Annotated in this window: 18 protein-coding genes and 1 pseudogene; 4 read left to right on the top strand and 15 right to left on the bottom strand. The window is 33.1% G+C overall.

Features of this window, described 5'->3' with window-relative positions; all coding sequences use genetic code 11:
• Positions 1–158: 158 nt before the first annotated feature.
• Both EQ029_RS02240 and EQ029_RS02235 read left to right on the top strand, forming a co-directional pair.
• Positions 159–440: a GNAT family N-acetyltransferase gene (locus tag EQ029_RS02240; RefSeq protein WP_011274875.1), complete on the top strand. Its 282-nt coding sequence runs from the start codon at positions 159–161 to the stop codon at positions 438–440.
• 239 nt (positions 441–679) lie between these two features.
• Positions 680–1,486 carry a VOC family protein gene (locus EQ029_RS02235; protein WP_011274874.1) on the top strand — a complete coding sequence of 269 codons (807 nt, stop codon included), beginning with the start codon at positions 680–682 and terminating at the stop codon, positions 1,484–1,486.
• A 352-nt stretch (positions 1,487–1,838) separates the two neighbouring features.
• On the opposite strand, the gene EQ029_RS02230 is transcribed toward EQ029_RS02235, so the two are convergent.
• From EQ029_RS02230 to EQ029_RS02220, 3 genes are all read right to left on the bottom strand, one after another.
• A complete protein-coding gene (locus EQ029_RS02230) occupies positions 1,839–2,747 on the bottom strand; it encodes a phosphate/phosphite/phosphonate ABC transporter substrate-binding protein (protein WP_011274873.1) in 909 nt (302 codons plus the stop codon).
• 241 nt (positions 2,748–2,988) lie between these two features.
• On the bottom strand, positions 2,989–4,482 hold the full coding sequence (locus EQ029_RS02225) for an aldehyde dehydrogenase family protein (RefSeq protein ID WP_057504831.1): 1,494 nt from the start codon (positions 4,480–4,482) through the stop codon (positions 2,989–2,991).
• 241 nt (positions 4,483–4,723) lie between these two features.
• Complete coding sequence (locus EQ029_RS02220; RefSeq protein ID WP_011274871.1) at positions 4,724–5,380, bottom strand: NAD(P)H-dependent oxidoreductase; 657 nt, start codon at positions 5,378–5,380, stop codon at positions 4,724–4,726.
• Positions 5,381–5,698: 318 nt separating this feature from the next.
• On the opposite strand from EQ029_RS02220, the gene EQ029_RS02215 reads away from it, so the two are divergent.
• Positions 5,699–6,691 (top strand): D-lactate dehydrogenase, encoded by a 993-nt coding sequence (locus EQ029_RS02215; RefSeq protein ID WP_046309030.1) that lies wholly within the window; start codon positions 5,699–5,701, stop codon positions 6,689–6,691.
• A 60-nt stretch (positions 6,692–6,751) separates the two neighbouring features.
• On the opposite strand, the gene EQ029_RS02210 is transcribed toward EQ029_RS02215, so the two are convergent.
• Both EQ029_RS02210 and srtA read right to left on the bottom strand, forming a co-directional pair.
• Entirely contained in the window at positions 6,752–7,549 is a 798-nt protein-coding gene (locus EQ029_RS02210; RefSeq protein WP_011274869.1) for a Cof-type HAD-IIB family hydrolase, read from the bottom strand.
• A gap of 266 nt (positions 7,550–7,815) precedes the next feature.
• Positions 7,816–8,418, bottom strand: a complete 603-nt coding sequence (gene srtA / locus EQ029_RS02205) for a class A sortase SrtA (RefSeq protein WP_011274868.1) — start codon at positions 8,416–8,418, stop codon at positions 7,816–7,818.
• A gap of 158 nt (positions 8,419–8,576) precedes the next feature.
• On the opposite strand from srtA, the gene EQ029_RS02200 reads away from it, so the two are divergent.
• Positions 8,577–9,071 carry a GNAT family N-acetyltransferase gene (locus EQ029_RS02200; RefSeq protein WP_049394709.1) on the top strand — a complete coding sequence of 165 codons (495 nt, stop codon included), beginning with the start codon at positions 8,577–8,579 and terminating at the stop codon, positions 9,069–9,071.
• 113 nt (positions 9,072–9,184) lie between these two features.
• On the opposite strand, the pseudogene EQ029_RS02195 reads toward EQ029_RS02200, so the two are convergent.
• From EQ029_RS02195 to pgsB, 10 genes and pseudogenes are all read right to left on the bottom strand, one after another.
• A pseudogene (locus EQ029_RS02195) lies at positions 9,185–9,352 on the bottom strand (hypothetical protein); the annotation flags it as partial.
• 310 nt (positions 9,353–9,662) lie between these two features.
• Positions 9,663–10,559, bottom strand: coding sequence for an L-serine ammonia-lyase, iron-sulfur-dependent, subunit alpha (sdaAA, locus tag EQ029_RS02190; protein WP_011274864.1), 897 nt, complete (start codon positions 10,557–10,559; stop codon positions 9,663–9,665).
• Between the two features lie 13 nt (positions 10,560–10,572).
• Complete coding sequence (locus EQ029_RS02185; protein WP_011274863.1) at positions 10,573–11,259, bottom strand: serine dehydratase beta chain; 687 nt, start codon at positions 11,257–11,259, stop codon at positions 10,573–10,575.
• A gap of 2 nt (positions 11,260–11,261) precedes the next feature.
• Positions 11,262–12,308 carry a PTS sugar transporter subunit IIC gene (locus EQ029_RS02180; RefSeq protein ID WP_016930797.1) on the bottom strand — a complete coding sequence of 349 codons (1,047 nt, stop codon included), beginning with the start codon at positions 12,306–12,308 and terminating at the stop codon, positions 11,262–11,264.
• A gap of 411 nt (positions 12,309–12,719) precedes the next feature.
• Positions 12,720–14,207, bottom strand: a complete 1,488-nt coding sequence (gene xylB / locus EQ029_RS02175) for a xylulokinase (protein ID WP_057504830.1) — start codon at positions 14,205–14,207, stop codon at positions 12,720–12,722.
• A 256-nt stretch (positions 14,208–14,463) separates the two neighbouring features.
• The gene (locus EQ029_RS02170) at positions 14,464–16,059 is read right to left on the bottom strand and encodes a gamma-glutamyltransferase (RefSeq protein WP_011274860.1); all 1,596 of its coding nucleotides are present in this window, start codon (positions 16,057–16,059) and stop codon (positions 14,464–14,466) included.
• Between the two features lies 1 nt (position 16,060).
• Positions 16,061–16,222, bottom strand: a complete 162-nt coding sequence (locus tag EQ029_RS12530; protein WP_161984724.1) for a hypothetical protein — start codon at positions 16,220–16,222, stop codon at positions 16,061–16,063.
• Positions 16,212–17,285 carry a CapA family protein gene (locus tag EQ029_RS02165; protein ID WP_011274858.1) on the bottom strand — a complete coding sequence of 358 codons (1,074 nt, stop codon included), beginning with the start codon at positions 17,283–17,285 and terminating at the stop codon, positions 16,212–16,214. Before EQ029_RS02165 ends, EQ029_RS12530 begins: the two co-directional genes overlap by 11 nt.
• A gap of 23 nt (positions 17,286–17,308) precedes the next feature.
• Positions 17,309–17,761 (bottom strand): poly-gamma-glutamate biosynthesis protein PgsC, encoded by a 453-nt coding sequence (gene pgsC / locus EQ029_RS02160; protein ID WP_011274857.1) that lies wholly within the window; start codon positions 17,759–17,761, stop codon positions 17,309–17,311.
• 1 nt (position 17,762) lies between these two features.
• Entirely contained in the window at positions 17,763–18,920 is a 1,158-nt protein-coding gene (pgsB, locus tag EQ029_RS02155) for a poly-gamma-glutamate synthase PgsB (protein ID WP_016930803.1), read from the bottom strand.
• Positions 18,921–19,289 lie beyond the last annotated feature (369 nt).

Raw genomic sequence — 19,289 nt, 5'->3', positions numbered from 1 at the left:
ACGTAATAAATTCGTTTTTAACTATATCTTTAATAATGTAATAATGCAATATCTATGTTTATTATTATATTTGAGGTTTAATATTTAATTTTAAAATGTTTTAGATTTCTTCAAAAGTGATAGATATTAATATGACATTATTAAAGGAGTGACGTTTTATGGCACAAGAAATCAAAAAAGGTAATCAACAATTTTATGTTGGCGAAGATGAACAAAATGCTCAAGCTGTCATTACGTTTAAACAAGTAGATAATAATGAAATCGATATTGACCATACTGGTGTCGCTGATGAATTAGGTGGACAAGGTCTAGGAAAACAATTAGTTGAAGCTGTCGTTAATTATGCACGTGAAAACAACTTAAAAATCATCGCATCTTGCCCATTTGCGAAAGACGTTCTAGAGAAAAATGATGATTATCAAGATGTTTATTTAGGATAATCTATTTCATATTTGTTGGCTTACAATTTGAAGTTAACTGAAATGTTTTACAGAATTAGCTTTTAGACTTGAATGAGGTTTATAGTACACCTTTATTACATTAGTCTAAAAGCTTTTTTGTATGCTTTTAAAGTTTTAAAGCAACTGCCTTGATTAATTTAATGATTAGTAGTATATTTATTATACTTAATATAAATAATAAATAAGGATGACTTATTCATCTTAGGAGGCACTACATTATGAATGCATTTCACACTACTGAAGCAACACAAGTTACTAATATTACATTAAACGTTGAAGACTTAAATAAAATGTCAAACTTTTATAAAAATATACTAGGATTTTCAATTAAAGAACAAGACGACAATCATGTCATCTTTAATGTTGGTGCTAATGGTCATACATTAACACTACAATATTTAGAAGATGGTCGCCGTCCTGGGTTTAGAGAAGCCGGTTTATTTCATGTCGCTTATTTACTTCCTACACGCACAGATTTAGCAAACTTTTTATTCCACGCTAGTCGTTTAAATGTGCCTGTAGGTGGTGGAGATCATCTTGTAAGTGAAGCGTTATACTTTAATGATCCAGAAGGTAACGGCATTGAAGTATATCAAGATCGTCCATATGAAAGTTGGCAATGGGATGGTAATTTTGTAAAAATGGATACACTTGCAGTAGATGCAGATGATTTAATTGCACAACGTACTGAAGAAGGTTGGAACGGTTGGCCTGCTGATGGCAAAATTGGACATTTACATCTTAAAACACACGATATCGGGCAAGCACGTGACTTTTATGTGGAACAAATAGGTTTAGAACATATTTCTAATTTCCCACAAGCTTTGTTCATGTCTACTCAAAAATATCATCATCATATCGCTACTAATGTATGGCAATCCAACCAAGCTAGAACAGATAACGAGACTACTTATGGCTTAGTTCATTTCGATATATATAAACCAAATGCTAAAGAAGAACATATTACATCTCCTGAAGGCTTTGATATTACAGTTCACAGTGATACAAGTGTCGTTCCAGGATAATATGGTTAGTATTTGGCATCGTTTATAAAACATGTCATTTTAAATAGATTGGGGGCGGGACTACGAAATAATATTTTCCAAAATTTATTTCGTGGTCCTGCCCCGACAACAAGTTTGACTTGAATTAAATAGAAGCTTGCTACAAGTGTATTTTAATTGAGTCAACTACTGCCAATATATATTTATACAGTCTGGGACATAAATAATATAATAATGCTATTTAGCAAATTCGCAGTAGCTGACTGAACTGAGAAGGCGCTTAAATCAAGCTTTTCTCAGTTCTAGTCATCCTTGCGGGGGTGGGACGACGAATTTTAAAAGAATTCTGTCCCACTCCCTTAATCTTAAATTTTTATTCCTCGACAAGTTTTCTATACTTTCTTACTGTATCAAAGTCACTATCTTTTGCTTTTTCATAGCCTTGATGCCCATAAATATCTGTAAGTATTTTCTTACCTTTTTCAGATTTACTAATATCTAAAAAGGCATTACTGATTTTCGTTTTCCACTGTTTACTCATATCACCACGCACAGAAATCGTATCATTTGGTATCTTATCGGTGCGATAAATCACTTTAGTGTCTTTATATATTTTTGGATAATCTTGCTTTAAATCAGCACGTGCATCTTGATATGTAGCTACAGCATCCACATCACCGTTTAACAAGGCTATCAATGCTTGATCATGACCTTTAATTTGAGCAATTTTGATATCATTCTGATTAACATTAACTTTTTTTAAGCTTGCCATTGGATAAATATATCCTGAAGTAGATTCTGGGTCTTGCAAGCCTACTTTGGTCCCTTTTAAATCCTTTAACTTATGTAAATGACTGTCTTTACGAACTACGATTTGTGAGCGATAATAATCGACTAATTTATTAGTTGGATTACCTTTATCATCTACTAAATAACCTTTGGACTTCAACAGTACATCTGCAGCACCTTTATCGTGAGCGATTGTATAGGACACTGGTGAAATAAATGCAACATCCACTTTCTTTGATCTTAAAGCTTCTACCATTGCATTATAATTAGTTGCCACATGTACTTTAACTGGAATGCCTAATTCTTTTGACAACTGTTGCTGTAACGGTTTCACTTTAGCGTTCAACGTTTTTGAATTTTGGGACGGTACAAATTCTACTTTTAATTCTTTTGGTTCATGGTCTCTCGAATGTTTCTTATCATGTTTAGAACAACCACTAAGGATGAGTACTAATGCTATAAAACTAATTAATAATACTTGTAATTTTTTCATTATATTCCCTTTTGCAAAATATAGATTTTAAAGACTTAAATTGTATTATAACTTATTTAATTTAAAAAAAGTCTCAATCTATCAATTTCTAAATAAAACTTTTACAATGTGCAATTTGTAACTAAATCATATACGCTTATCTTTTAAACTCATAAAAAGAGCTACCTGCAAAGTCTCAGCTTTGCAGATAGCTCTCATTCAATTTAAATGATATTCATTTTTTATTTATAAACTAACTATCTTAGTATAATCTTTTTGTTTGATTGCTAGTATCAATGAAGATATTTTTAACTTGTTGATAGTTTTTAATAGCGTCTTTATAAATTTCACGACCGATACCAGATTTTTTATATCCACCGAATGGCGCACCAGCTGGGAATTGGTTATAAGTGTTAATCCAAATACGACCAGTTCTCATCGCTTTAGCAACATTTAATGCACGGTTAATATTAGTAGTAAAGATACCACCCGCTAAACCGTATTCTGAATCATTCGCAATTTTAATCGCTTCAGCTTCATCTTCAAATTTTTCTACTACTACAACTGGTCCGAAAATTTCTTCTTGTGCTAATTGATGACTATTATCTTTAATTTCGATGATTGTAGGCTCGAAGAAGTATCCTTTGTCACGTCCATTATCTGTTAAGCGATGACCACCTGTTAAGATATTTGCATTTGAATCTTCTTCTGCAATTTTTACGTAGCTTTCAATTTTTTCAAGTTGTTCTGGGCCAGTTTGAGCACTCATTTTAACGTCTTCATCAAATGGATCTCCCACTTTGATATTTTCGAAAGCTTCTTTTAATTTAGGCATTACTTTATCATAAATTGAAGATTGTACTAATAAACGTGAACCAGCACTACATACTTCACCTTGGTTGAATAAAATACCTAATTGAGCACCTTCAACAACTTGATCTAAATTTGCATCGTCAAAGATGATATTAGCACTTTTACCACCAAGTTCTAATGTAGTTGGAACGATACGTTCAGCACCTGCTTTCGCAACGCCGTAACCAACGTCTGTTGATCCTGTAAATGATAATTTGTTTACACCTTCATGATTGAAGATTGCATCGCCTGATTCTGAACCTTTACCAGTTAATACGTTTACGACACCTTTAGGTAATACTTCTTGGAAGATCTTCGCAAGTTCAATTAATGATAATGGTGTAGAAGAAGATGGTTGAATCACAATTGTATTACCCGCAGCTAATGCTGGTGCTAATTTCCATGACGCTAATAAAATTGGGAAGTTCCATGCAACTACTGCACCAACAACACCTACTGGTTCATTGACTACTAAACTCATTGTATTCTCATCAATTTCATTGACTGAACCTTCGTCTGTTGTTAATACACTCGCAAAATATTTAAATTGATTTGCTGTTAATGGCACATCAATTGTTGACGTTTCTCGATAAGGCTTACCATTTTGTAACGATTCAATTGTCGCGAAGTGTTCCACTTTTTCATGAATTCGACGACTAATTTCTAATAAATAGTCCGCACGTTCTTCTTTAGATGTCTTACTCCAACTGTCAAAAGCATCTTGTGCAGCTTGTACTGCTTTATCAACATCAGATTTACTTGCTTTAGCTACTTTAGCTAAATCTTCACCATTCGCAGGGTTAGTTACAGTTAATGTGTCTCCACTTTCGCTTGCTTGAAATTCACCGTTGATAAATAAACCGTATTGTTCCTCTATGAAATCTCTAACGTTTACTTTTGCCATTTTTCATCATCCCTTTATATAAATTTATGAAAAACCTTATGTGCGTTGTGTTTACATCAAAATGTAAGCGTTTACTTAAAACTACTATTATTTTACCTTATTTACATTTTTAAATACACTAACTTGCTTGTAATATTTTTCCGTGTATTAAGTTCTTTAAACATCATTAATTCTAGTTATAGAATCTATCACTTATAGATAATAAAAAAAGAGAGTCTTCACTCTCTTTTTTAGTCCTATATTAAATCCATTCAATAACGTCTTCGGCAGGTTGACGAACTTTATCTTTTGGTTCTTCTTTTCGATAACCAAATGCAACCATAACTGATGGTGCGAAATGTTCCGTATCGACAACATTTTCTTCAGCTAAAATTTCAGTAACTTTATCTAAATCAAATCCTTCCATAGGACATGAATCAATTCCTAATAATGCTGCAGAGGTCATCATGTTAGCTAATGCAATGTAAGTTTGTTTACTTGCCCAGTCTAATAACGTTCGCTCATTATCGTTAATATGGAAATTCGTTTGGAAATTATTAAATTTATCTTCAACTGCTGGAATCGTACTTTCTTCGTATTTTTTAATACCTCGAATTATATGTTGTACGTATTCTGAATCTGCAGTGACATTTTTACGTGCAAGAATAATAACGAAACGACTTGCTGTATTTAATTGCTTTTGTGCTCCCCAACTGTAAGGTTTTAATTTTTCTTTTAAATCTTCATTCTCAATAACAACAAAACGCCAAGGTTCTAATCCTAGTGAACTAGGTGATAAGCGACCTGTTTCTAATATTGTGTGGAAGTCTGACTCACTAACTTTCTTTTCAGGATCAAATTCCTTTGTTGCATGTCTAAAATTAAATGCGTTGATTATTGTCTCTTGCATTGAACTCATGAAATATATCCTCCTTAGATAGTACTAATTTGATTATAAAGTACGTTTCCTTTAGTCTAAAGTTATACGCTTACAAAAGTTATCATTAAAAAATAAATGAAAATTTACTATTTTTATGTGAATTTTTTAACAATCGAAAAATAAATTTCATATTGCCTATTGATTTGTGAATAAATTCACAATATAATATATTTGTAAGTTAAGTAATAGAGATGTTTTAAATCATTATTACTATTAGTAATTCACATTTCTATAGACAACTTAAGAAAACTTATTTATTAATTATAAATTCATATAAAATGAAGTGAGGTTATTAAAATGACAAAAATTATGTTTTATGGAACTCGTGATTACGAGAAAAATGACGCTTTAAACTGGGGTAAAGCGAACAATGTTGAAGTTGTTACAACTGAAGAAATTTTAAGTGAAGATACAGTTGATTTAGCTAAAGGTTTCGATGGTGTTACTACAATGCAATTTGGTAAATTAGCAGACTCTGTTTACCCTAAACTTGAAGAATATGGTATTAAACAAATTGCTCAACGTACTGCTGGTTTCGACATGTACGATTTAGATTTAGCTAAAAAACATGGCATTATCATTTCAAATGTACCTAGTTATTCACCAGAAACTATTGCTGAATATTCAGTTTCTATCGCTTTACAATTAGTTCGTCGCTTCCCTGCGATTGAAAAACGTGTTCAAGAACATAATTTCAAATGGGCTGCACCTATTATGTCTACCCCTGTTAAAAATATGACAGTAGCTATTATCGGTACAGGACGTATCGGTGCTGCAACTGGTAAAATTTATGCTGGTTTCGGAGCTAAAGTTGTAGGTTATGATGCATACCCTAACAATTCATTAGACTTCATAGAATATAAAGATACAGTTGAAGAAGCAATTGCTGATGCTGATATCATTTCATTACATGTTCCAGCGAACAAAGAAAGTTTCCACTTATTCGATGCAGATATGTTCTCTAAAGTGAAAAAAGGTGCAGTATTAGTTAATGCAGCTCGTGGTGCTGTAATTGATACACCTGAATTAATTAAAGCTGTTAATGACGGTACATTATATGGTGCTGCTATTGATACTTATGAAAATGAAGCGCCATACTTTACTTATGATTGGACAGGTAAAGAGATCGAAGATGAAACTTTATTAGAATTAATTAAACATGAAAACATTTTGGTCACTCCACATATCGCATTCTTCTCTGATGAAGCTGTGAGAAATTTAGTTGAAGGCGGATTAAACGCAGCATTATCAGTTATTAATACTGGTAAATGTGAAACTCAATTAAACTAAGATATGTGTTTAATAAATAAACAGGAGAATTCTCAAAATTGAGAATTCTCCTTTTTTAAGCTATTTTAATACTTCTTGCTCTATAATCTGTAATACCCCTTGCTCATCATTACTTGGAGCAACTGCCTTTGCAACTTCAAATAGTGATTTATCATGACTATTAGCCATTACATAACTGTGCTCGGCTAATTCAAGCATGTCCTTATCATTGTTAGCATCACCAAACGCCATCAAATCAGAAGTAGCCATATGCCACTCTTCCAATAAACGTTGAAGCGCTTGTCCTTTTGTCATATTAGGCATAATAATATCAATACTATCATGTCCACTCGATACGAGTTTAATAATATTGCTAAACTTTTCTTCTAAATCAGTATCAAGTGTTGAATGCGTATCTCGATTAATATTTAATGCAATCTTGACATATTCATCTTCTGGTAAAGGTTGAAAAGAATCAATTTCCTCTAACTGATGATAGTAAAAATGTGCATCCTTCTTAAATGCTTCACTTGTATCTTTCAATATGTAGGCACTCTTCAATCCGCAAACAATAAACTCTTTAATGTTTCTATCGATATTTAAATAATCTACAACTTCTTTATACTCAACTTGATTGAAGCTACGATAATTATATAAATCTTTACCTCTGTAAATAACTGCACCATTTTCAGAAATAAAGAACATATCCCTTTCTCCAAATATAGATTGTAACTTAGCAAATTGATTTCCACTTGCAGCAATGAATTCTATATTGCGTTCTTTCAATGCTTTAAATATCTTCTCAAAACGGTCTTTATCATAATTCTTCTTAGAATCTAAGAATGTACCGTCCATATCTACTGCAATAGCTTTAACCATGTGCAATCCCCCTAGTCCGTTGTATTCACATTTATTATATATGCCATCTAATTAGGGTTGAAGTTCACACTAACATGATGAAACTATATTCACATTTTGAAATTAAATACAAATGATAAAAATAACCTGACTAATTATAATGTTAAATTAAAAAAAGTGATACAAGATATATATTAGATATCTAGTATCACTCCTGATGACTTAATTTTAATATTTTATGGAACGTTTTGGGTTAATTAGATGTATTTCAAATTTTGAAAATACATTTAATTAACTTGTTTCGCCACAAAGATTTTACGTTTTTCCCAAACACCGGTTTGTTCATTGTAATCATCACATGTGATTAATGTTAATTGATTCTTTTCACCTTTGTGTTCATCTAATACTTCAACTTCGTCTGGATTAACATCACGTATACTAGTCATTTTATATTCGCGTGTTTCATTTCCTATCTTGAAGTACACTTTGCTACCTTTTTTAGCTGCTTTTAAGTTTGTGAATTGGTAATGTGGTCTATCGGTAAATGTATGACCTGCGATTGATATATTTTGATCACTTAGCGATTCATCTTTCTCAGCGAAACTTACACCACGATTTAACTGTTCTGGTGTAGCTGGTCCAGGATACACTGGTTCTTTAATCTCTGCATCTGGCACTGATATATACCCTGCCATTTTAGTTTTATCCTTAGGGATGGTTGGTGTTTGTTTATTGCTAGACTTATCCTGTTTATCATATTGTTCTATTTTGTTGTCGTTATCTTTTTCATGTAAATAATTATCGATATGCGGTTTAGCAAATAGATACACTGCTACTAAGATGAGTATGACACCAAGTATCGTCATCAATCGATTAATCCAATTCTTCATTATGTGTTACTCCTTTAACGTGACTTTCTTAGGTCATAGTATATCATGTTTATTTCGTAAGTTTAATTTAATTTATCGTGTCATATTTAATTACATAAAGTTGCAACAATTGAAATCTCGTTTTAAACTGATACAAACTTAGAAAAGTAGGTGCCATAATGATTAGAGAAGCAAAAATTGAAGATTTACCGGCAATACTATCAATCTATAATGATGCAATATTGCATACTACAGCTGTTTACACATACGATGTTCAAACTTTAGATGAACGTAAAGCTTGGTTTGACATGAAGAATAAAGCAAATGAACCTATATTTGTATTTGAACAAGCTGGCAAGGCTGTTGGTTTTGCGACTTACGGTCAATTTAGAAACTGGCCGGCTTATTTATATTCTATTGAACATTCTATTTACGTAGATAAATCAAATCGAGGCAAAGGTATTGCTTCTCAATTATTACAACATCTTATTGAAGATGCCAGATCTAGAAATTATCGTACTATTGTAGCTGGTATCGATGCTTCCAATGACAGCAGCATCAAATTACATGAAAAGTTTAACTTCAAACATGCAGGTACCATTCAAAATGTTGGCTACAAATTTGATCGCTGGTTAGATCTTGCCTTTTACCAATATAATTTGCATGACAAATAAAAAAAGTAAGTGAGTCCCTTTTACTCACTTACTTTTCTTTTATCGTCTTTTTCAAAAAAGTCTTCCTTCTCATGAAAGAATTCTTTCTTAAATAAAGTTTCTATTTGTTTCCTCTTTTTCTCCGCAATTACAAAACCCACATAATAAAACAGGAATACAATAATCATACTTAGTGACATTGATTGTAATAAGAGATTCTCCCATGTTCCCTCAACAGTCCATAATTGTGTAATGGTTGTGTTAGTCACGAATATAAAAAAGATGATACATAACCTTAGCATATCATCATCCCCTTTTCGGCTATTTTAAACGTATTAGTGAAATTTTGCAATAACTTTTTCAATTTTCTGATAAATATATGGAAGTAGAACATATCTAATATATTCTCAAAACTGAATTCGTTTTAACCCCAGCTTGCTTAGCTTGTAGAATTTCTCTTTGCTGGGGCCTCGACTAGATTTGAATATACATAATTTAAGTGCATTTTCAAACCAGTCAGCTACTGCCAAATAATAAAACTGTCAAAAAATTAAAAAAGCCATTCTCAATTGTCATATTGACATTTAAGAATGGCTTCTAATTTAAGTTATATTATGAAAAGCTATTTACTTCAGCTTCACCAAAGATTTTACGTTTGATTGCTTCACCTGTTGGTGTACCTGCTAAACCACCAAGTCCTGTTTCTCTTAATTCAGCTGGTAATCCACGTCCTACTTTATCCATAGCTTCGATAACTTCATCTACTGGAATTCTACTTTCAACACCAGCTAATGCTAAGTCTGCAGAAATTAATGCGTTACCAGAACCAATTGCATTACGCATTACACATGGAATCTCTACTAAACCTGCTACTGGGTCACAAACTAGACCAAGTAAATTACTAATCGCTAATGCCATAGCGTGACCAGATGCTTCCGGTTCGCCACCAAAGATTGATACTGCAGCAGCTGCTGCCATTGCTGAAGCTGAACCTACTTCTGCTTGGCAACCTCCTGTAGCACCTGCAACACTTGCATTGTTAGCAACAACGCGACCAAATAATGATGAAACGAATAAGAAATCAATCATTTGTTCTTCTGTTAGGTCATGTGTTTTTTCTAATTTAAATAATACGCCCGGAATCGTTCCGGAGGATCCAGCTGTTGGAGTTGCACAAATGATACCCATAGCTGCGTTTACTTCATTAGTAGCAACCGCACCTTTAACTGCTTCAACCATTTCATGTCCTGACAAGGCATGATTATTCTCGTTATATTTAGCAAGTTTAATGGCATCTTGGCCAGTATAACCTGTTACACTTTTTACACCTTCGCCAGTTGATCCTTTAATTACGGCATCTCTCATGACATCTAAATTTTGTTTCATTGTTTCTCTAACTTCGTCACGCGTCTTACCTGAAAGTTCCATCTCTTCTTGAATCATTATATCTGCAAAAGACATTTTATTTTCGACTGCGTAGTCTATAGTTTCTCTAATTGAATCAAACATCTTTAATCCCCCTCTATTTAATATAGGATATATTTAAGTGACTATATTTTTCTTTAATTTGATCTAACGTTGATTCAGATAATGCTTTGTTTAGTGGTAATACTGCTAAACTAAAATTATCGCCCGTTTGTGTCATTTCCTCTTTAATGTCTGCACCAAGTTCATTCACATCATTGATAAAGTGATTAACTTCTGATTTATTTGCCGCTCCATCCATTTCTAGGATAGGTAAACCATAGTTAAAATCAATGTCTAGTCCTTCTACACTGATACGTTTTAATTTGATTGTACCGCCACCAATTGAGTTACCAATTACTTCGATGTGACGACCATTTCCTTCTGCAACAAGATACGCACAGTTAGGATGCTCACCGATACTGTCGCCTTCTTCTTCGATAATATTTACTTCGATGTTTTGATCTTTAGCGATTGCTAATGAACTCTTAATACGACTATCGAATGTGCTATAGCCCATTGCACCACCAACGATAGCTAAATCTGTACCGTGTCCTTGATGTGTTTGAGCAAAGGATTCGTAATAATGAATTGTTAATTTATCTGGCTGCATACCACCTAATACTGCATAAGCAGCGTTACCAATTTTAACTGCACCTGCTGTATGAGAACTTGAAGGTCCCATCATAACAGGGCCAATAATATCAAATGCACTTTGATAATCGTAGCTTTTTTTAGTAGCCATAATTAAACACTCTCCTTAGGTTGTTTCTGTTTACTAGGCAATTTTATACTCATATTCATTAGGTTGAATTTTTTAATTAACGTACTGAAGATAAATGCTAATACCACACTTACTACTGCAACGACGATGATTGTAATAATTGATTTTGTAGCATCGTTAAATCCGAATAAGACGATTGCACCTGCAATTGGTGTTGCCATACCTTTAACACCGATTACGAGTCCACTAAATGTAACGATACAAGCGTTTACAACACCGATAATTGCGTTCGTACCATATAATTGTAGAGGGTATTTTGCGATTAAATCGATTTGTGTTAATGGTTCAACAAATACTGCGAATGCTTTTGATTTACTTCCGCCAATATTAAGTCTGCTAAATAATACATAGTTAACAAATGATGAACCAGTACATGTTAAAGCACCGATAGCCATTGGTATACCAGTTAGTCCTAATAAGCTAGTTAATACCATTGAACTTAGTGGTGTCATACCCGTTACTGGAATTACTAATCCTAAAATAATTGCTAATGCGTATGGATTGCTGTCTCCTACTGATGTAACTGCACCACCGATTTGAGTTAATACAGCCATAACCCCTGGGCTAATAACTGTAGCTAAGCCAAATACAAGTGCTGGAGCAATTAAAATCACAGCAATTAAGTCCAACCCTTCTGGAACTTTTTTCTCGATAAATTTAATACCGAATGAAATAATATACGCTGCTATAAATGCTGGTAATAATTTAAAGTCATGTAATACTAGTCCTATAATTACTGCAAAAACAGGTGAGATGCCCATTTTCAAGCCAGTTAAGATACCTACTGCAACACCTGCAAGGCTTCCTGCCAAATCTCCTATTGTTTGTAAAAACTCGATATGGAATACGCCACCAATAGCGTAACTTAGAAATGCTTGTGGTAAGAAAGTTGCACAAGCAGCTCCTGATAAAGCTTGTAGTCCTTGTTTACCATATGGCGCAAAGTTTAAGAATAGCGTCATAACGATAAGCACTAATACGAGTGTTCCTACTCCTAAAATGATATTCATTCCCCAAAACCTCTTTCTATTTATTTAACAACCATAGTCATACTACACCCTGGAGAAAACGATTTCAAGACATATTCAGTTACAAAAAATAAAATTGTGAAATAAATCGCATTTAGAGACTTTTTGAGGTTAAAATATTTTTAGTTTTAAATTTTTTGAAAAGAAATAAATAATATGTGTTATTTTACACTAATACAAACTGCTTTGTAAACCTTTTCAACAGCGTATTTATTATTTGAAATTTCGGGTAAATTGTATACATTTCTTTGATGATATTTTCACTTTAACGTGTCAACTAATCATTACATAAAAAATTGCTCACATTTGAAATTGTTGTAAAATTAAAACGATTTAGTTTTAAACATAATAAAGCTGGAACAACCATTGCTGCTCCAGTTTATTATGATTGAATTAATCTTCAATTTTTAGTAATGCTTCAGTTAATTGATGTGTTTGACGGTAAATATCTTTATATACTTTATAATATGCTTCATATTGTGTGTGTCTTTTAGCGTCTGGTTCAAATGTTTGAGCAATATCTATAAACTTATCTACACATTCATCGAAACTTTCGAACCATTTCAGTCCATATGCTGCAATCATCGCAGCGCCCATACTAGGCCCTTCTTCGTGTTTTAACTTTCTTATTGTAGCATTAAAGATATCTGCTTGCATCTGCAACCAAAATGAACTTTTCGCACCGCCACCAATAGAAGTAATATGCGTAATCTCTTTACCAGCTTCTCGCATTAATTGTATAGAGTCATATAACGAGAAGGTAATACCCTCTAATACTGCTCTAGCAAAATCCGCCTTATTATGGCTACCACTAATACCAATAAAGCTTCCTCTTATAAATGCATCTCCATGTGGCGTCCGTTCGCCTGCTAAATAAGGTGCGAATAATAAGTGATTAGAACCAATTGTTGAGGTACTTGCTTGTTGAACGATATCCTCAAAGCTCTCATGTTCAAAGAACGTTTGTTTAAGCCAATTTAAACTGTAACCTGCTGCTAAGGTTACTCCCATAGCATAGAATGTTTGTGGAACGCTATGATCAAAGAAATGTATGTTGTTCTTGTATTCATGGTAGCCTTCGCTTTCAACATTGAGTACAACACCTGATGTCCCGATACTACAAAGCGTATCGTTACCATTAATGATTCCTGCACCAATAGCACCACATGCGTTATCTCCACCACCAGCATAAACCTTCACAGGAGCTTTGAAACCAAGCTCTTGTTCTAATTCTGAACGTACTACTCCAACTTCCTCTGTTGAACGTACTAAAGGTGGATAAATATCTCCGATGCCTAATCGTTCACCTACATCTCTAGTCCAATCATGTGTTTTTGGACTTAATAGTAATGTACTGGCTGCATCAGAATATTCCATGTAAATATGACCTGTTAAACAATAGCGTACGTAATCCTTAGGCAATACGAAGACACTTACTTGTTCCCAAAGTGATGGCTCATTTTGTTTCATCCAAAGCATTTTTGGAAGTGTGAATCCTTCAAGAATAGGATTGCCATTCAATCTTTCACCATATACTTCTTTGATTTGCGCACATTGTTCAGAGTTACGGGTATCATTCCATAGAATGGCATGTCGTATAGGTTTGTGTTCGCTATTCAATGGCACTAAACCGTGCATTTGTCCTGAGAACGATATCCCTTTGACAGTATAATTCGCCATTTCAGGCACTTCATTAATATATTTAATACCTTTCTTAACCGCTTCAAACCATTCTTCAGGATCTTGCTCACTATAACCGGCACGATCTTGTATCAACGTTAAAGGTTCACTCGTTGATGCAATTACTTCTCCTTGTCGATTAACAGCTATAATTTTAACTGCACTCGTACCTAAGTCTATTCCTAATACTACATCTTCCATAACCATTCCACCTTTGTCCATCATTATAAGAGGCGCTCATCTTACATATCAAGTAAACAATTCAATATATATTTATTTTATATAATTTTAATATTAAATTCTATAACTTATATATTCATCATATCGATTTTGTTGATAATTTCAATAGAAAACTATTATTTTAAACCTTATATAAATGTGCATATATAGAAAAAGGTTGAGACAATTTATTTTTGTCCCAACCTCATAATTAAACCTTCTTAATATTACCAAACCATTATCTATTACCAACATCTTGTCCAATTTCAACAGTTTGATCATTTTTATTATATATTGCACCTTGAACACTACCAAAGTTTGCGTCATTACGTTTTTCTTTAACACCATATCCCATACTCTTGAATGTATTGATATCTTCATCACTTGTCGCATTCTCATAATAAACTGTACCACCATCGTTATAAAAACGTGGTTTATCAATAGATTCTTGTAAAGTACCGTCACCTCTTAAATAGTCAATCAACACTTCATTTAAGATGGTAGGAATTTTGTTTCCACCTGGTGTACCAATACCCATATAGAAATCCGGACCAACAACAATGGATGGTGATGTATAAGAACGTGGTGCTTTATGTTTTCCACCATAGTTTGGACTATTAGGATCACTTGAGAAGTTTGTTAAAGAGTTGTTCATATAGAAACCTTGTTTAACAAATTTACCTGAACCAAAGAAACTAGATAGTGTATTTGTAGTACTAGCAAGCTTACCATTCTTATCAATGACAACAAAATGAGTTGTACTCGTCGTATCTAATGACGTATCAAAATCACTATTCATTTCATTTCCGCCACTATTTACGTTATTTAAATTGTCTAATAAATAATTTTCCGATAAGTGAGAGTCGTTATTCGCTTCCTGACCATTAACAATATCTCTATTTCGGTACATTACATCACGAGATTTAATAATGCCATTGATATAATCTGTTCTATCATTATTTGAATTGGCACTTTCATCAATTTTTAAACCTTGTAACATTAAAACCCCACCTAAAGGATTTGATGCAGAGTATATTGTATTATTTAAATATTTAGTTGATACTGGTTTCTTTTCTTCAGTTTTAAATGTTGAAAAGTCCTTCTCAATTAATTCACTATCAACTTGCTTAGATACACTTTTAGCAATATCCTTATAGAAATATTTAGGCCCCTTATCTCTAATACCTTTAAGTGTTTTAGCTAAAGCGGGCTGTTTAACTACATCGCCTTCACGTACTGTACGTTTTCCTTTGAAGAAAGGTGAATTTCGATCGATATCAGAACCGTAGATTTTCAAACTACGTTCTAATTCTGAATCAACTTCGAAGCCATCTTCGGCTAATGGTACGATGTAACTAAAAATTTTCTTCTCATCCATTTTACCTTCTCGTTGATGCATATCATGTATACCTTGCACAAATCCAGGTGTACCAATTTCATCGCCTTTCTTATAATTATAAGAAGATAGCGTTTTATATTCGTACACCTTTGGTTCTTCGCCTTCGTTACCATTATATGTAAGCGTGGCACCACCGCCACCTAAACCTGAAGAATGTGGCTCTGTTACCGCTAATGCATAAGAAACACCCATAGCTGCGTCTACTGCATTACCACCATCTTCAATAATTTTATTACCGACACGCGTTGCAATCGCATTATTAGATGCTACGCCATATTTTTTATTACTGCCAGATGATTTATGATCTGCAATTTTATTTTCGAATAATGTATCTTTATCAGGTCTGTCTTCTTTATTAAAGTAGTAAAAGACGAATGATATTAAAATGGTGATAACTAAAATGACTGATAATGTCACTTTATTATAAATATTCATACTAACTGGCCCCTTTAGATAAATATTGCTCCGTCGCATCTTTTAATTCATTTTTCTCATAGTTATCAAGGCCTTCGTTCGCTTTGGCAAACGTCACCATCAATAGAATTGCAATTATAATGAGCGTTGTTACAATACCTAACCAATGTTTTTTAATATTCAAAGGTATATCCTCCATTCTCCTCTTTAAGGTGAATTGATTTATCATTTATATTATTGTAATAACGTTGTGCCTCCATCTTATTCATGTTGTCTTTCGTTATTTTGCCATCTGCACCACGTACAGGTGTAATGCTAAATTTATTATGCTGCCCATTCCAATCGTGCTGAACTACCATACCTTTTTGGTTTTTAGATAAGAATGAATCTGATGTTAAAATACCTAAACTATAGAAGATACTTGCATTTTTATATTTTTCAACTTTTTGGACAACTGAGTTATGACCAATGATTACATCTGCACCGGATTTCACTAGCGCATGTGCGTATTCTTTTTGACGATCCGTCACACTACGTTCATTGGTAATACCCCAATCCACGTTTACGACAACTAAATCGTTATTTTCTTTTAAGTTTTTGATTAATGGAACAAATATTTTTGGGTCTAAACTAATAGATGTTGTATTTTTAAGTGGATCTTCATAGTTTGAACCTACGTCAGTGAATGACACGTTAGCTATTTTTTTACCTTTAACCGTTTGTTGCACCGTCTTACTATTAATTGGGTTAGAACCATTACCAGTCATAAAGTTATAATCCGTTTGTGCTTCCACTTGTTTACTTAAATCTTGGGCTTGCACGTTATCAATCGTATTATTAATTAAATTGACACTTTTAACATTTTCTTTTTTCAAGAACATAATATTCTCAATATTCTTCTTAATGTTCGTTTTTGGATCGTTTGAGAAATGGCTCACTAGAAGTGAAGCAGTTGAAAAGTCACTTTGTTGAAGTGGTTGCTTTAACCCTTTAAACACGTCGTTAAGATCCATTTGTCGAAAATGTTTATTTAACGTGATATTACCTAAATATGTACTACGAATATAATCATTACCTGAGCTTGGCATTGCCTCGACTGGCTCAACTTTTACAGCTCTAATAGCGAATACTAGAAGTACAAGTGCCACAATTAATACGATAAGTGTATAGCTAAAATTGAAACGTTTGTGACGTTTCGATTGCTTAAGTAACCATTCGCTCGCTGATAACCGTTTTTTCTTTTTCATTACTCTGCGCTCCTTGCTCGCGATTAATTAATAAAGCTATATAAGAATAAGATGACATAAGTGATACATGTAAGTAACATCGTTGTTGATAACGTAATCACGACACCTTGCTTTTGAATTGTATTCGCAATGATTCCAGGAATAACGACACCAATACCAGACACTTCAACCATTTCAAATGGCGTCAATGGATAAATCAAGTCAAACAGGAATTTAAGTACCATCCCAGTTAAAATCATCGCCGCAAATTTTCTTCTTCCGTACAAAATAACCCATCTACTAATACCATATGTAACTATGAAAAATGTTAAACAACTAATGACTAACACAGATAACAACATGATGGGTTGATCGAATATAAGTGCTAAATAACCCGGTACAACGAGTCCTGCTGGATTAATCCCAAATTTCTCGGCAAATATTAAACTTAATACAATACCGACAAATAGGGAGAAGTATAATTCTGAACCTATCATTTTATTCTATCCCTTCTATAAATTCTGCTATTCTACCACCTGGACCATGAATATTTCCTACACAGAATATGAGTGCGTTTTGTGATTCTTGCAAAATGGCTTTCTCAATTTCTGGGAACTCACGGTTTTCAAAATTAAGATATTTTTTATCAGGTAAGTGTTGCATTAAGTCTGTCACCATTTGTGTACTTTTACCTGTACAAATGAGTGTGTCAAAGTCTACATCATCAATAAAGTTTTCAACAAATTGACGCGTTCTATCTACCCTATCTGAACGACAATTTAAAATCACTACTTTTTTCGTATATGGATAGTTATAAGATTCAACTTTATTTAAAATAGCTTTTGTCGATTGAGGTTCATTAGCAGCAAATGCATTAACAAATACATTTCGTGTGCGATTTGCATTAAAATATTTGATTTCAACCGCACCAGGATCAGGTGGTGCATTTACCATACCTCTCAATGCAGTTTCCTTATCAACGCCAACAGCTTCTGCAACGCCTAATGCAATAGCAACATTATCTGGGAAGACAAGATATGGAAACTTTCTTAAATATGATTCTGGAACTTCATCTTTATCTACGACAATTAACTTTGTTTTACGTTTCTTAGCTTCTTTTGCGAAGAATTTCGTATAGTCGTCTTTCATAACAACTAAAGTCCCTTTGTAAGGAATTGTTGCAGTAAACGCTTGAGCAACATCTTGAAGTGTAGGTCCAAGCACGTCCATATGGTCTTCCATGACATTGACGATAACGCCTATATTGGCTTTAACTAAATCTTTTTGAAAAGTAATTTGATAGTCTGGATTAACTGCCATACATTCATTAACTAAAGAGTCAGCTTTTTGTTTAACAACTTTGCGCACAATGTCACGTTGTTCACCAATATTCGCGCCTTGTGGTTTTCTAATAACGGGGTATTCCTTGTCAGTAAACCAATACAACATTCGAGCATCTGTTCCTGTGGTTTTACCAATAACATGGTAATGGTCTTCTCTTAAAACGCTATAAATCATTCTCGTAATCGTTGATTTACCACGAATACCATTAATGTTGATTCTAATTGGAATCTTATTGAGTCGATTAGTATGGCGATTCTTCTCTTTAATACCAAGCCATAAAATCAATGCGATACAAATTATAATGAGAATCACAGTGTAGTACCTCTCTTTAATTGTTTTAATATTAAGTTGTCTAAATACGTATTTCATTGCTATGTATATCAAAAATGTCTTTAAACATTTTCTATAGAAGTGACTAATAAATCTAAACGCTCTTACTTCATATGAACATAATAAATAAATTATTACTTCTAATAAGGGTATGCTATCATGTGCGTATTTAGTCAGTTTTAACATTGTAAATCTAATGTAAAATTATATTAACAAGGATTAATTTTTTTAGAAATATTCAATATTTTACTTTTACAAATAAGGAATAAATTTAAAAATATTTTTCTAAAATTTAAATTTAGTTCTAGTTATTTGAGAAATCATCAAATATTTACGTCGCATTTACATTAG

Origin of the sequence: Staphylococcus haemolyticus (genome assembly GCF_006094395.1) — a bacterium.
GTDB lineage: Bacteria > Bacillota > Bacilli > Staphylococcales > Staphylococcaceae > Staphylococcus > Staphylococcus haemolyticus.
Note: the sequence above shows the minus strand (reverse complement) of the source record. Positions and strands in the feature narration are given on the sequence as shown.